We start from the raw sequence: 14860 nt of genomic DNA on the forward strand, positions 1-14860 counted from the left end.
GAAGATCAACGTCTCGACCGTGCTCGCCGGTCAGAGGCTCGGAATAAAGGAGGTCGACGACGGCATTTGGCTCGTAAGCTTCATGGACTATGATCTGGGATATATCGACCTGGAACAGAGAACCTTGCAGGCCATCGACAACCCGTTCGGCACGAGGTTGTCACCCATGTCTTAGGTACATTCTGTTACCTATGTCTCCGGGTCGTACCAATTTGAGAATTGGCTGGGGCGCCAGGATTCGAACCTGGGAATGTCGGTACCAAAAACCGATGCCTTACCACTTGGCGACGCCCCAACAGCCGGAGCGTGCCCGCTGTGCGCGCGGCCTTATAGGACGAGCCGGGAGAAAGCTCAATGCCGACATATCGACTATGCGCGACCGATCCACCAATTTTGCCATCGCTACTTTGAACGGATCTATTCACCCCACACCGCCATTTCATTGCCAGCCTGCTAGACGAAACGGAACCGCCTGCCGCCGGGGAATGAAAAGATCGGCTTGGCGATGGTGCCGCCGGCATTCTCGACGGCGCTCAATCTTCCTCCAGCCTTTCGGAATAGAGCACGGGCAGCGGCTTGGCCGGCGCGCATCTTCGGCATCAGCCTGAAAACCGCCGTCCAGCCCTTCAGCAAAGGCTGAATAGGTTGGCCGTAATCGGTGAACGACCATGAGAAGGCCGCGCTGTAGAAAGCCTTCACGCTGTCCAGCGTTCCGCCTGTCGCCGGCATTTCCAGACCACGAGCTTTCCGGTCATTCTCATCGTTCTGTCCTTTGTTCACGTTATGTTCTCCAGCAGAGCTTTCCAAAGAGCAGGTCTTTTCGGCGCAGCTTTTCATTAATCGATTGTAGAGGCCGGCCGGCTTGGTCGATGCCTTGCCTTTCGCACTGCAGCATCATATCGCTCGATTTGCCAATATTACAATCTCCTGCAACCGGGGAGCAAGCATGACCAAATGGGTTTACACCTTTGGCGACGGCGCCGCGGAAGGCCGTGCCGGTGACCGCGATCTGCTCGGCGGCAAGGGCGCCAATCTTGCCGAAATGTGCAGCCTGGGCCTGCCGGTGCCGCCGGGCTTCACCATCACCACCGAGGTCTGCAACGCTTATTACGCCAACGGCCACGCGTACCCGGCTTCGCTGGACGAGGACGTTGCGGTCGCGCTCGACCATATCGGTCGGCTGACCGGGCGCCGTTTCGGCGATCCCTCGAAACTGCTTTTGGTGTCGGTTCGCTCAGGTGCGCGCGCCTCGATGCCAGGCATGATGGACACCGTGCTCAATCTCGGCCTGAATGACGAGACGGTCGAAGCCTTGGCCGCCGATTCAGGCGATCCGCGCTTTGCCTATGACAGCTACCGCCGCTTCATCCAGATGTATTCCGATGTCGTCATGGGCCTCGACCATGAGGTGTTCGAGGAAATCCTCGAAGACCAGAAGGGCGGGCTCGGCCATGAGCTCGACACTGAACTGACAGCCATCGAATGGCAAGGCGTGATCGCGCTCTACAAGGCCAAGGTCGAGGAGGAGCTTGGCAAGCCCTTTCCACAGGATCCGCACGAGCAGCTCTGGGGCGCCATCGGCGCGGTGTTTTCCAGCTGGATGAACAACCGCGCGATCACCTACCGGCGCCTGCACGATATCCCCGAAAGCTGGGGCACAGCAGTCAACGTCCAGGCCATGGTCTTCGGCAATATGGGCGACACTTCGGCCACCGGTGTTGCCTTCACCCGCAACCCGTCGACCGGAGAAAAGCAGCTTTATGGCGAGTTCCTGGTCAATGCCCAGGGCGAGGATGTCGTCGCCGGCATCCGCACGCCGCAGAACATCACCGAGGCGGCGCGGATTGCCGCCGGCTCAGACAAGCCGTCACTGCAGAAGCTGATGCCGGAAGCCTTCCAGGCTTTCGTCAGCATCTCCGACCGTCTGGAAAAACATTACCGCGACATGCAGGATCTCGAATTCACTATCGAGCGCGGCAAATTGTGGATGCTGCAGACCAGGTCCGGCAAGCGCACTGCCAAGGCCGCGCTGAAGATTGCCGTCGACATGGCCAGGGACGGACTGATTTCGAAGGAGGAGGCCGTCGCCCGCATCGATCCGGCCTCGCTCGACCAGTTGCTGCATCCGACAATCGATCCGGAGACCGCGCGGGATGTGATCGGGGTCGGCTTGCCGGCCTCGCCGGGCGCTGCCACCGGCGAGATCGTGTTTTCCTCGAACGACGCCGAGGAGGCCAAGACGCAGGGCCGCAAGGCGATCCTGGTGCGCATCGAGACCAGCCCCGAAGACATCCACGGCATGCATGCGGCCGAAGGCATCCTGACGACGCGCGGCGGCATGACCAGCCACGCCGCCGTGGTGGCGCGCGGCATGGGCAAGCCTTGCGTTTCGGGCGCCGGCTCGCTGCGCGTCGACTACAAAGCCGGCACGCTGATGGCGATGGGCGCGACCTTCCGCAAGGGCGACATCATCACCATCGACGGCGGCAACGGCCAGGTGCTGAAAGGCGCTGTGCCGATGCTGCAGCCGGAACTCTCGGGCGATTTCGCCGCCATCATGGAATGGGCCGACGGTGCGCGCCGCATGAAGGTGCGCACCAATGCCGAGACGCCGCTCGATGCGCGCATGGCGCGCTCCTTCGGCGCCGAAGGCATCGGGCTTTGCCGCACCGAACACATGTTCTTCGACGGCGACCGCATCGTTGCCATGCGCGAGATGATCCTGGCCGATACGGAAAAGGACCGGCGGACGGCGCTGGCCAAGCTGTTGCCCATGCAGCGCTCGGATTTCCTTGAGCTGTTCGAGATCATGGCCGGCCTGCCGGTGACGATCCGCCTGCTCGATCCGCCGTTGCACGAATTCCTGCCGAAGACCGAGGAGGAGGTGGCCGAGGTCGCCGCTGCCATGAACGTATCGCCGGACAAGCTCAGGCGGCGCACCGAAGCGTTGCACGAGTCCAATCCGATGCTCGGCCATCGCGGCTGCCGGCTTGCGGTTTCCTATCCCGAAATCGCTGAGATGCAGGCACGAGCCATCTTCGAGGCAGCCGTCGAGGCCGGCAGGAAGGCCGGCGCGTTGGTGGTCCCGGAGATCATGGTGCCGCTGGTCGGCCTGGCGAAGGAGCTCGAATTCGTCAAGGCGCGCATCGATGCCGTCGCCAAGAGCGTGATGGAGGAAACCGGCGTCAAGATCACCTATCTTACCGGCACAATGATCGAACTGCCGCGCGCCGCGATCCGCGCTCATGTCATTGCCGAGGCGGCCGAATTCTTCTCCTTCGGCACCAACGATCTGACCCAGACCACCTTCGGCATCTCGCGCGACGACGCGGCCTCGTTCCTCGAGACCTACCGGCAAAAAGGCATCATCGAGCAGGATCCATTCGTGTCGCTCGACATAGACGGTGTCGGCGAGCTGGTGCGGATGGCGGCCGAGAAGGGCAGGGCGACGCGGCCCGACATCAAGCTCGGCATTTGCGGCGAGCATGGTGGCGACCCGGCCTCGATCCATTTTTGTGAGAAGGTCGGCCTCGACTACGTCTCGTGCTCGCCCTATCGGGTCCCGATCGCCAGGCTGGCCGCCGCTCAGGCGGCGGTACAGACCGCGAAGGCGGGGGCGTGACATCAGGTCGAAGCTCTGGCGCATACAGCGCTATCAGCTGGAAGTGCTCTCCGCCAGCGCCAAGCATGGCCTATCGCGACGCTCTGGATGCAAGCAGTGCTCCTAAAAGCGTCCCGGATGGGTTCTATCCCCGCAAGCGCAGATTGATGTTGTTACTGGACGCGTGAAATGGATGCGGGACGGTTGTCTATGACGAATGACGAAAAAAGCCGCTGCGGCGCGCTGGAACGCCGTCGGCCGCGACAAGCCTCTGCTTGTGGCGGTGGCATGGATCCTTTGCCTCTATTGCGCTGGTCGCCGGGCCGATGGGCTACGCGGTCCTGGCCATCAATGGCATCGCGGATTTCTCCAAGTAGTCCGAGTGGCGCTCGCACTCGGCGCCTCGTTTCGCTTCCAGCCACTTGCGCGATCGGGCCGAGAGTTACTTAGACTAGTGGGCGCCTCAAACAACAAACATCTGAATTCACCAGACAACAGCGACATTTCCACGGGCAAAGCCCGGCGGTTTCAGGCTTTAGTCTCAAGCGACTGATTCTAAAGGGAAACGTGCAACCGCCGGACCTTGCTCGCACAAAGCCGCGATTCATCTAACAGAATCAATTGTTTGCCGTTTATGGACGGGAGCTAGACTAGCCTGACGTGATTGCTTAGCCGGGATAAAACTGTTCTCCTCAATCGTTCGTACGTTGCGGGTACGAGGGTGGGAGGACATGTGACGATAAGGTCAGGCTTCCGGGCGGACTTTGAACATCAAGAAACAGGCGAGCTCCGGCCGCGAGCAGAAGCGTCAGGTGCCGGTCCGGCAGATCGGTAAGTATTTTCTTATCTGGTGCCCAGCGACACGCCCGATCGCCCATCCTCGCCCAGGAGATAGCCGCGCAGTTGGGGCACCGCTCGGGCGAGGCGCCGACGTCTATGAGGCTGCCTTGCACAATGGCGCGAAGCCAATGGCGGTGCGTGTCTTCAGGATGCCCGGCGGCACGCTGAAAGTACCGGAAATTGCGCAACCGCGAGGGCGCCGCGGCGTCCCCTGGCGGTCGAACAGGCAGCGCCGCCGCCAGCAACCAGCCGCTTGGCTGACGATAGGAGTCGGTCCGCGAGGGGTCAAAATTCTGGCGCCATCGGGCCACTGGCTCAGACGTTCAGCCTAAATTTGCGCCCAAGAAAAGTTGATGAGGCCGCGCTGTTGACTCTTCCGTTGGGGAAGGACTCTATTTGTTGCATTGCACATATATTTGCTGCGGCGCACAAGTGAAGGTTAGACCGATGGCGTTGCGTATCAGGCTGCCTAGCGGCACTCTGAAGATGAAGACTTATCGCGAATTGCGGGTTCGGGAGCGCGATCGGCGCGTACCTGTCTGGAAGATGGGATCGGTGTATTTCATCTGGTGGTCCGACAAGCAGAAACCCAACACTGGTCAGCCATCGGACGACATCTCTCGTTCCGGTAGCTCCATCTAAAATTGCAACCAGCATCTAGTGGCGATCCCCGACATCAGCTAAAGAACGGCTGGGTTAGGGGATTTAAGGCACGTGGGGCTCATCAAGATCAGGGGCATCCTTTCCACATGGAAGGGGCGCGTTATCGCGAGGAATATTGTTCCGTGGTCAGATCACTGGACCGTTCGGACGGCTGCGATCGCGGCGCACCTGCAATGGATAGGTCCAAATAGCCTTATGCTTGTCGGGACTCGCTCTTGGAACTTGTTCCGCCGCACCCGCTCGAAGGTCTCAAAGTAGTAAGCGCTGGCTTTGGCGGTGCGACCGCGGCCAATGTCTATGCTTCCATCGGATCCTCCGTCGTGTTGTCGGCTCTGAAAGCAAACCCGCCGGCAAAAGCCGTGATCCAAGTCGGAACGAACGACAGCAAGACAGGCGCCGACGCGGTCGCCGCAAAGACCATGGCGATTTGTTCTCTGCTTCGGAGCATCGGCACCGAAGCCATCGTGTTCGCGATCCCGCCAATCGAAGAGAAGAAAACCGCCTTCAGATCGGCTTCTGTCCCCGCCGCGATCAATGACGCGGCACGCCTGGCGTGTCTCAGAAGCGGCGTACCCTTTGTAGACCCGTACATCGCAATTCGCGGCTCGAATGCCGTGGCTGCCATCCACCGTAGCGGCGCTAATCAGTTCCTTGGTTGGGATCGCAGTCGGTTACCTCGCGCACATTGTTGTCGAGAAGAGAATTCAGCGCTATTTTGAGCCGATCAAAACACAAGCGAAGCTCCAGCCCAATCCGGCTCATCCCTAGACGCTCACCAGCGGTGCGATGTTAGCGGCAAAATTCACGACGAAGATTTTGACTGTCGACTTTAGCGCCCCGAGGTTGGCAATCAGTGGCTTGTAGGTCGCCTTGAAGCTGGCCAGTGCGGTCTGCGCAGCCCTGTTGTTGTAGTCGAACATGATGAGAGCAACGTCAGGATTGGCGTCGCCAAGATCGGTTTCCCAAGCGGAATTCACCAGCGAAGAGCCGTAGCCGAGATTGATATGCCGCCAGCCCTTGCGCGGCACAGTATTTCCATCCACGTCTTATCGGTGCGAGCGCGATCGGCGCCTACCGGTCATGAAGATAGGGTCGATCTACCTGATCTGGTGGTCGGCTAAGCAGAAGCCGGATGAGGATCGCGCAGGTAAATAATCACACGCGAGAGTACATTCGCCTGACCTAGTTTTCCAAAAAGAAATCAGCTAAAGACGACGCGGGTTTGGAGGAATTCGCATGTCTCGTAGCTTTTTTCTTTCCGTCTATAGAGCGATGCCCACCTCGCTGCAGGAGGATGCGGCGATCTGGCGGCACATGATGCTCAATGCGCGGATGGTAAAACAGCGCTCGCGAGCGCGGCAGTGCAACATATGCGGATACGATGGGCACTTCAAAACTCATGGTTTCCCTTTCCGGCTCGATGCCCGCTGTCCACAATGCCAGTCGCTAGAGCGGCACCGCCTTCTCAAGATGTGGTTCGACGAAAACAAAGACCAGCTAACGACCAAATCTGTGTTGCACTTTGCCCCGGAACCGGCAGTGACGCGCTTCGTTCAGCCGCTTGTTTCAAAGTATCTGACGACCGACCTGGATCCGTCGCTCGGCGAAGTTGTCCTGAACATCGAAGCCATCGACATGCCGGACAACTCCTTCGACCTGATCATATGCTCGCATGTTCTTGAGCATGTGGACGACGGGAAGGCGCTCAGAGAGATGGACAGGATCCTGCGGCCGGCAGGGACTGCGCTTCTAATGACGCCAGTGATCGAAGGATGGGCGGAGACATACGAGAACAGCTCTATTGTCAGTCCGCAGGACCGGGCGCTGCACTATGGGCAACGCGATCATGTACGGTATTTCGGCTCGGATATCCGCACCAGGATCACGGATGCAGGGTTCTCATTGAGCGAGTACACGGCTGTCGAACCATATGTTCACACACACGCGCTGACGCGCGGCGAAAAGGTATTCATAGCGTCGAAGCCGTCGAAGTCGGTTAGACGAAAACCCCGTTGAAAGCCGCCCACTCACTCTCGACGGCCTGCTGCGCTGTTCGACGCATCGTTGTCGCTTCTGCGGCCATCTCCTCGATGGCAAAGCGGGAGATCGTTTCCCTTCGACGTGAGAGACATGAAGATGTGACAAGATGTGACCGGTCGGGACCTCGTTCAGCTCCGAGGGTATCCCCGCCGTGTTCACACCTACCTGAACTCCGTCGTGAAACAACCTGACCTCTTCCTCCGGGATAAACGAGTAGGCGATCATATGAACGGCGTCTCGGGCCAGGGAGGGAGTATTGACGATGGCATGCAGCTCGGTGGTGCCGCTGACCGCAACAACACAAGGATTGTCGCCCGCGTTGCCCTGGTCGACCGTGAACTGAGAATTGCCAACCGTTGAAGATGTCCTACCCAGGTTTCGACGGACCCACGGCACATATGCGGTGGTCGCCCCATCTGTTGCCACAACATGAACAGGGCTGGCAACGTTCGGTCAAACCGCTGATCGGGTCCTAGATCGACCATGTCCCAAGAGCTAAGGTTGCCGCTAGAGTCCCACGTCGAGCCCTGACGCAGCGCGGTCTGTTTGATGCGAAGGCTGAGTCCCGCACGGATTGTCGCTCCGGCGCCACCCGCAAGATCATTGAAGGTGGCGCTGGTGGGGATACTTGTGGCAACGCTTGGATTGCACAAGGGATTGGTGAAGTCGAACATGCGTGGGAAGCGCCCCACCATCATGCTGGCGGGGGTTTTTGCGTCGGCCCTTGGGTTCTCACTGTTGCTGCTGGTCGTACACACGGTAGGCAGGTTCCTGCCGTAGTAACGCTGCCCCGCTGAGGTTGAGCTTCTTACGAGATTTAAACTATTCAGACCGGCGGGTGCGGCTCAACGGCCGGTTCAGGTGGGTCCGTCACAGATCGCTTGTTCGCTCGACGGATTTGTAACCCCGAGCCGCCCAGGCCCTTGGACTTGAGATTCACGGCGACTTCCTTCTAGCCGAGCGCGCAAAAGTTGTGGACATCCGGAGTTTCGCGCGACCTAGCCGAGGCTGATGAAATCGGCTAAGGAGAGCGTGGGATTTGGGGAAATCGTTACATGCTATTGGATTTGCTTCGCATGTGGATCCACGGCGGAGATCCGTCGAACTGGTCCCAGACTTATACTTTCAGCCACAAAGAACTGCCGGACGGTTCATCTGCTGCCGGGCCTCTCATGCGTCGTTGGCGGCATGGTCGTTGGGAATACAGGCGAATGACCGAGGAAGAAGCTCAAAACAAGGCTGAGGAATCAGCTTGGTAACAGCGAACGGACTGCCTTCGCATCACCTCGACTGCAACCAGGATCGCAACGCCTGCCGTTCCAGTCGTGCCACTATAGCCTCCCCAGCGGTCGTCCGGTGCGTTCCATCGATATAGTAGGTTGCGTGCGTATAATCCTGAAGTTGGGTCCGGCGCGAATGTCGACCAACGCGTCAACGTACCCCGACGCCACTGCCTGTGCGGCGAGCGCGGGCATTTGAATGAAGTGGACTGCTGGGGTGAATTGACTCGCCGTCCGGGCAAGCGCCTATTATTGCACTGCGCAATCTGGCGGGCTGTCAAAGGGCGTTGCGGATCAAGCTGCCTGGCGGCACTCTGAAGATGAAGACTTATCTCGAATTGCGGACCCGGGAGCGCGACCGCCGCGTGCCGGTGGTGAAGGTGGGCTCCCTATACTTTATCTGGTGGTCCAACAGCCAGGGGTCGAATGGTCCTTCTAGAAGCCGCAGGACGGCGCACGGTAACCATAGGCTCTGCGTCATTATCTACAAAGTCAGGGCTCCGGCTGGTGAGGACCACGCCCTGGAGGCGTGGGGGTGCAGTTGCGGTTCGTTCCAACTTTAAGGAATTCGCTCATATCACGTCTCACCGCGTCGGATGGCCGGATCCTGCTGGAGGCGAGGCGACGCGGGACACTGGAGCTTCTCGATCCCAGCTCTGAAATCAAGCAAAGAACTCAATGAGCTGACATGTGCATTGCGCTTTCAAGATGACGGCAAGGTTCTGAAAACGACCTGGCCGCAGTTGCCAATTCAGCTTACCTATTTGTAACCAAATTCACGCGAACGTGCGCGTGCCGGCTCCAAATCCCGACATCGTTTCTGCCCAGTTTCCGGCTCCCGAACCCGCCCCGGTGCCAGAAACAGATGTTGCAGAACCCGCCCACGCACGTCCGCTCGATTCTAATCCTTCAGACGAAATTCATCGGCGATCTTGTCCTCGCCTCGGCGCTCGCCAGAAACCTGCGCCTCGAATATCCAAAGGCCAGGATCGTGTTCCTTTGCGAGGCGAGCTTTGCCAGTTTCCTGACGGCTCATGGCATCGCCTCGGACGTGGTGGCGTTCCGGCGCGCCCGGATGCGTGGCACCCCACTGGAGCGTGGCCGCGAGCTTTACGCGATGGTGCGCGCTCTGCGCCGGTTCCGGTTTGACCTGACCATCGACCTGGCCGATTCCAAAACCTCACGCATCATCGTCAGGCTCGTCAATGCCAAGACCCGCGTCGGGTACGATCCTCCCGAAAAACCGTTGCGCTGGCTGGAGCGCCAGCCCGCCAACGTTTTGGCCAAGCCGTTTGGCTTTGGTGGCCAGCATTATCTCTACCGCTATCTATCGCCGCTTGAGGCGCTTGGCGTAGAGTTGCGCGCCCCGGTCCCAACGATTGAGCCGCTGCCGCTGGAGACCGCCAAGGCATTGGCGCTTCTCGACCGGCATCATCTCCGGCGTAACGCCTTCATAGCCGTTCATGCGGGAGCGAGCTTCCGGGGCCGGCAATGGCAACTGGAACGTTTTGCGCTGGCGATCGACGAGCTCTCGCGACAGACCGGGTTGGACTTCCTGCTTGTCGGCGGCCCCGGTGAACAGGCATCTGCCGAGCGCATCGTCGCCAAGGCCGTTTCGCCGGTCGTCAATTTGGTCGGGGCGCTTTCGCTGGCAACGCTGCTGGCGGTCCTCGGCCAGGCACGCCTGTTTCTGGGGAACGAGAGTGGCCCGATGCACTTGGCCGCCGCCGCGGGAACGCCGGTTGTCGGCCTCTTCGGCCTGACCGACCCCGCCGTCTGGGGTCCTGTCGGCGTGGCCAGTGTTACACCGCGGCCCTCCATGCCTTGCGAGTGCATAGCCAGGGACCTGTGCCGCCGTCCCGATCCGAGCAAGGCTTGCTGCGTCTGGCGACTAGAGGTCAAAGCGGTTGTCGACGCGGTGCGCGCGATCCTTTCACGAACGGTTAAGGACGTCGAGCACGCATTGTGACCTTGTGCTTGCCAACGGTCAGGCCGGCGGTCAAATTGCCGCTGCCGACGCTTTTGCAGGGGCATCGTCCCGATTTCCGCCTTGATGCCGGTCTTGGGGTCGCCGCTTCAACTTTGATCCGGCGACCTGGAAATAATCAATGCGCCTGTTCCAAAAGCATTTTTGCGCTATTGCGATATCGCTGTGGGCTGCCTCTCCCAGCAACGCCCAGTTGCTCGTCGAACCGACGCTGCACATCAAGGCTGAGGCGGGCGGCGGCCGCGTCGCGCTGACGCTCGATGCGTGCGGCGGAAGGACCGACACAAGGATTCTCTCGGCGCTGGTGGAAAACAAGATTCCTGCTACCATTTTCGTCACCGGCATCTGGCTGAAGCACAACGCCACCGCCGTCGAGATCATGCGGGCGCATCCCGAACTGTTTGAATTGGAAAACCATGGCGGCCGCCACGTTCCGGCCGTCGACACGCCGCAAAAGATCTACGGCATTCGCAGTGCCGGTAGCCCGGAGGCCGTGCTGGCCGAAGTCGAATCGGGTGCTGCCGCTCTTGCCGTGACCGGCGAACCGGCGCCGAAATGGTTTCGCGGCGCAACCGCCGAATACAGCCCGTCGGCAATCGCAATGATCCGCAAGCTTGGCTTCAAGATCGCCGGATTCTCGATCAACGGCGACGGCGGCTCATTGCTCGGCGCAAAAGAGACCGCCCGGCGCATCGCGGCGGCAAAGGACGGCGACGTCATCATCGCTCATATCAACCAGCCGACCCATGCGGCCGGGGAAGGCGTGGTGCAAGGACTTCTGGCGCTGAAGGCGAAGGGCCTCACCTTCGTGCGGCTCGACGATGCCGACGGCATCGGCGATGAAGGCACCACCGACTGATCAGCCGGGCGTGGCCTCGATGGTCACCTTGTTCGGATAAAACGCGCCGTGATCGCGAATATCTGACATCTCGTCGAAGGGCCGTTCATAGGCCCACATCGCGTCCTTGCCGGCATCGCCGGCGGGCAGCACGCTCCAATAGCTGGCATCGCCCTTGTAGGGGCAATGGGTCGAGTGTTCGGTCTTGCCAAGCTGTTTGAAGTCGATGTCGTCGAACGGAATGTAGAAAACCGGTGGGTAGGGCGATTCGGCCAGCACTTTGACCTTGCTGGACGAAGCGATGACGACATCGCCGGCGCGCACCGTCACGGTGCCCTTATAGGGCTCGACGGTGATGACCTTGCCCGGATTGCGCTGAAAGCCTGGTGCTGGGTTTGCGATCTGGTCCATGTCGGATCTCCTTGCCTCAACCCAAGATGTGTCTGGCAAGAGCCTCGCGCAAGAGCTGCCTGCCACCAAGCGGGTGTCGCCCGTGAGGGGAAGTCTCGCCTCTTTCTTCCGCTTCGCGGAAAACTCAGGCGGCGGCCTGGAAGGCGTCCATCAGCCCGGCATAGGCGGCGGCAATGCCGGCCACCGGATTGGTGCTTTTCGAGGTGGTCTCGACCTTCAGCGCACCACCGCTGGTCGGCAAGGTGAGCAGCAGGAACTGGCGATTGCCGCCATCGCCGACGCAGGCGGCAGCTACGTGCTGACTTTCGCCCTCGTTCTCGACGCACATCTTGAACAAGAGCGTGCCGCCGACCGCCTCGAGGGCGCCACCGACGACCTCGACGAATTCATCTTCGGAAACGGTTTTGGCGTCGGGCACCAGATCGGCCTGCGCGACATCGGCTGCCACCAGATCGGCCAGACTTTCAGCAAGCGTATTTTCGAGGGCTTCGTCGTCGAGCTGCGCGTCCATGCGACACCTCTTTCATTCGCCAATCGCGCCCCGTCCGTTAATCAACGTTAACGCCGAGGATGGCCGGATTGTGGCGAATTCGGCCTCATTTCGCCCTATGCACCGCTCCAGCCCGGTCACCGCTGGACAATTCGCCGGTTCGTCCCACAATGGCGCAAAAAATAACGGGAGGAGCAAGATGCTCGGGTTGATGCAGGAATGGCCGCTGCTTTGCCATAAGCTGATCGACAACGCCGAGAGGCAGCACGGCAGACGCGAGATCGTGTCGCGCTCGATCGAGGGGCCGATCGTGCGCAGCACATACGCCGAAATCCATCATCGCGCCCTGAAGGTCGCCGAGCGGCTCGATCGTGACGGCTTCGGGCTTGGCGACCGCATCGCCACCCTGGCCTGGAACACCGCGCGCCACATCGAGGCCTGGTACGGCATCATGGGTGTCGGCGCGATCTATCACACGCTCAACCCGCGGCTCTTTCCCGAGCAGATCACCTGGATCATGAACAATGCGGAGGACAAGGCGATCTTCGTCGACCTGACCTTCCTGCCGCTGCTCGAAAAGATCGCCGGCGCGGTCAAGTCGCTGAAGCAGGTTATTGTGCTGACCGACACGGCGCATATGCCTGAGACTGCGCTGCCCAATGTGGTTGCCTATGAAGAATGGCTTGCTCAAGCCGACGGCAACTTCGCCTGGAAGACATTCGATGAAAACACGGCCGCCGGCATGTGCTACACCTCGGGTACGACGGGCGACCCGAAAGGCGTCCTCTACAGCCATCGTTCGAACGTGCTGCACGCCATGATCGAGGCGATGCCCGACGCCATGGGCCTGTCGTCGCGCGATACCATACTGCCGGTCGTGCCGATGTTTCACGCGAATGCCTGGGGCCTTGCCCAGAGCGCGCCGATGATTGGCGCCAAGCTGGTCATGCCCGGCTGCAAGATGGATGGCGCTTCGCTGTACGAGCTGCTCGACACCGAGAAGGTGACCTTCAGCGCCGCTGTGCCGACGGTGTGGATGATGCTCCTCCAGCACCTGGAAGAGACCGGCAAGAAACTTCCCTATCTGCAGAAAGTCGTCATCGGCGGCGCGTCCTGTCCACGCGCGCTCACGACGAAGTTCCAGGACAATTACGATGTCCAGGTCGTCCACGCCTGGGGCATGACCGAGATGTCGCCGCTCGGCACGCTGTGCACCCTGAAGCCGGACTACGCCGGGCTGAAGGGCGAGGCCCGCCTCGGCGTCCAGCAGAAGCAGGGTTTTACCCCGTTCGGTATCGAAATGAAGGTGACGGACGATGCCGGCAACGAACTGCCATGGGACGGCAAGACCTTCGGCCGGCTCAAGGTCCGCGGGCCGGCCGTCGCGCGCGCCTACTATGGCGGCATCGGATCCGAACAGTTCGATCAAGACGGCTGGTTCGATACCGGTGACGTCGCGCACATCGATCCCTGCGGCTATATGCAGATCACCGACCGCGCCAAGGACGTGATCAAGTCGGGCGGCGAATGGATCTCGACCATCGAGCTCGAGAACGTCGCGGTCGGCCATCCCGATGTGGCAGAGGCCGCCGCCATCGGCATTCCGCATTCCAAATGGGGCGAGCGGCCTTTGCTCGTGGTCGTGCGCAAGCCGGGCAGGGAGCCGACCAAGACGGATATTCTCGCCTTCATGGACGGCAAGGTGGCGAAGTGGTGGATGCCGGACGACGTCGCCTTTGTTGGCGAAATCCCGCATACCGCTGCCGGCAAGGTCCAGAAGATTACCTTGCGCCGGCAGTTCCGGGATTATCACCTGCCGACGGATTAACCGGAGATGCGGCGTCTTTGCGCCTTCAAGCCGCCGCTGAAAGGCACTATGCCTTTGTTCGGGTTGGGGCAGCGCGGAAAACAATGACGGGAATTCCCGAGCGACAAACGTCGAGGGCTGCCGGTTGGTCGCGGCGCGCCGGCGCGTTTTCGGCAGTCCTGCTGCTGACCGCTCTCATCGGCCATCGCTATGACTTCGTCGAGACCCCAGCTTTCCTATGGGTGCTTGGCATTGTCGCCTTGCTGGCCGCATTTGCGCTTCCGTTTGCCGGATTTGCCTTTGCGCGATTGTGGAATTTCGGCGATCGCGGCGGCCAAGACCTGACCGTCGGCGCCTTGCTGGCGGTTCTGGTGCTCGTCCCATACGCTGTCGCGGCCTACTGGGCGGCGACCTATCCGCCGCTGCGCGACATCTCGACGGATCTGGACGACCCGCCGGCGCTCGATATTTCTACCCGGACAAAGGATATGAACGAGCTTTTGCCGCCGACACCCGGCGAGCAGCGCCTTCAAATCGAAGCTTATCCGCTTGTTACCGGACGCAGCTACACCTTGCCATTCGATCGCGTTCTGGAGGCGGTCAAAACCGTGCTCGATCGGCGCGGCTGGCAGCTCACGGCGCCATTCCCCGACGCAGCAGGGCAAAGCGACGTGACGGTCGATGCGCTGGCCAAGAGCTTGCTGCTCGGCCTTCCCGCCGATGTCGCCATCCGCGTGACCGACGACGGCGACGTGGTCATCGTCGATATGCGCTCGGCCTCGCGTTACGGCCGCCACGATCTTGGCGACAATGCAGCGCGCATCACCGATTTTCTTGCCGAACTCGACCAGGAAGTCGCCGGCCAGGTGGGCGTGGCGCCGGCGGAATGATATCGGGAGGGTA

11 protein-coding genes, 1 tRNA gene and 2 pseudogenes are annotated in these 14860 nt (G+C 60.7%); 9 read left to right on the forward strand and 5 right to left on the reverse strand.

Going from position 1 to position 14860, the window contains the following annotated elements; genetic code table 11:
• A pseudogene (locus tag NKJ72_RS30990) lies at positions 1-175 on the forward strand (transposase); the annotation flags it as partial.
• Between the two features lie 45 nt (positions 176-220).
• Here the strand turns inward: NKJ72_RS30990 and NKJ72_RS17120 are convergent.
• Both NKJ72_RS17120 and NKJ72_RS17125 read right to left on the reverse strand, forming a co-directional pair.
• Positions 221-295 (reverse strand) — tRNA-Gln (locus tag NKJ72_RS17120).
• 158 nt (positions 296-453) lie between these two features.
• Positions 454-761: pseudogene (locus tag NKJ72_RS17125) on the reverse strand (VOC family protein).
• Positions 762-946: 185 nt separating this feature from the next.
• Here NKJ72_RS17125 and ppdK point away from each other — a divergent pair.
• Both ppdK and NKJ72_RS17135 read left to right on the forward strand, forming a co-directional pair.
• Complete coding sequence (gene ppdK, locus NKJ72_RS17130) at positions 947-3622, forward strand: pyruvate, phosphate dikinase (protein ID WP_352478442.1); 2676 nt, start codon at positions 947-949, stop codon at positions 3620-3622.
• 1697 nt (positions 3623-5319) lie between these two features.
• The gene (locus NKJ72_RS17135) at positions 5320-5823 is read left to right on the forward strand and encodes an SGNH/GDSL hydrolase family protein (protein WP_352478443.1); all 504 of its coding nucleotides are present in this window, start codon (positions 5320-5322) and stop codon (positions 5821-5823) included.
• Between the two features lie 45 nt (positions 5824-5868).
• On the opposite strand, the gene NKJ72_RS17140 is transcribed toward NKJ72_RS17135, so the two are convergent.
• Positions 5869-6132, reverse strand: coding sequence for an SGNH/GDSL hydrolase family protein (locus NKJ72_RS17140; protein WP_352478445.1), 264 nt, complete (start codon positions 6130-6132; stop codon positions 5869-5871).
• Positions 6133-6340: 208 nt separating this feature from the next.
• On the opposite strand from NKJ72_RS17140, the gene NKJ72_RS17145 reads away from it, so the two are divergent.
• The 4 genes from NKJ72_RS17145 to NKJ72_RS17160 all read left to right on the forward strand — a co-directional run bounded on the left by NKJ72_RS17145 (position 6341) and on the right by NKJ72_RS17160 (position 11270).
• Complete coding sequence (locus NKJ72_RS17145; protein WP_352478447.1) at positions 6341-7120, forward strand: class I SAM-dependent methyltransferase; 780 nt, start codon at positions 6341-6343, stop codon at positions 7118-7120.
• A gap of 249 nt (positions 7121-7369) precedes the next feature.
• Entirely contained in the window at positions 7370-7504 is a 135-nt protein-coding gene (locus NKJ72_RS17150) for a hypothetical protein (protein ID WP_352478449.1), read from the forward strand.
• Positions 7505-9289: 1785 nt separating this feature from the next.
• Positions 9290-10393, forward strand: a complete 1104-nt coding sequence (locus NKJ72_RS17155; protein ID WP_352478451.1) for a glycosyltransferase family 9 protein — start codon at positions 9290-9292, stop codon at positions 10391-10393.
• 139 nt (positions 10394-10532) lie between these two features.
• Entirely contained in the window at positions 10533-11270 is a 738-nt protein-coding gene (locus NKJ72_RS17160; RefSeq protein WP_352478453.1) for a polysaccharide deacetylase family protein, read from the forward strand.
• Here the strand turns inward: NKJ72_RS17160 and NKJ72_RS17165 are convergent, their stop codons facing one another.
• A complete protein-coding gene (locus NKJ72_RS17165) occupies positions 11271-11660 on the reverse strand; it encodes a DUF427 domain-containing protein (RefSeq protein ID WP_352478455.1) in 390 nt (129 codons plus the stop codon). It abuts the gene before it with no gap.
• A 124-nt stretch (positions 11661-11784) separates the two neighbouring features.
• Complete coding sequence (locus NKJ72_RS17170) at positions 11785-12171, reverse strand: hypothetical protein (RefSeq protein WP_352478457.1); 387 nt, start codon at positions 12169-12171, stop codon at positions 11785-11787.
• Between the two features lie 178 nt (positions 12172-12349).
• Between NKJ72_RS17170 and NKJ72_RS17175 the strand changes: the two genes are divergently transcribed.
• Together NKJ72_RS17175 and NKJ72_RS17180 are read left to right on the forward strand one after the other, a co-directional pair.
• Positions 12350-13978: a fatty-acid--CoA ligase gene (locus tag NKJ72_RS17175; RefSeq protein WP_352478459.1), complete on the forward strand. Its 1629-nt coding sequence runs from the start codon at positions 12350-12352 to the stop codon at positions 13976-13978.
• Positions 13979-14061: 83 nt separating this feature from the next.
• Positions 14062-14847, forward strand: a complete 786-nt coding sequence (locus NKJ72_RS17180) for a DUF1499 domain-containing protein (RefSeq protein WP_352478461.1) — start codon at positions 14062-14064, stop codon at positions 14845-14847.
• The last annotated feature ends 13 nt before the right edge of the window (positions 14848-14860 follow it).

This window comes from Mesorhizobium sp. M0045, assembly GCF_040323385.1.
Classification (GTDB): Bacteria; Pseudomonadota; Alphaproteobacteria; order Rhizobiales; family Rhizobiaceae; genus Mesorhizobium.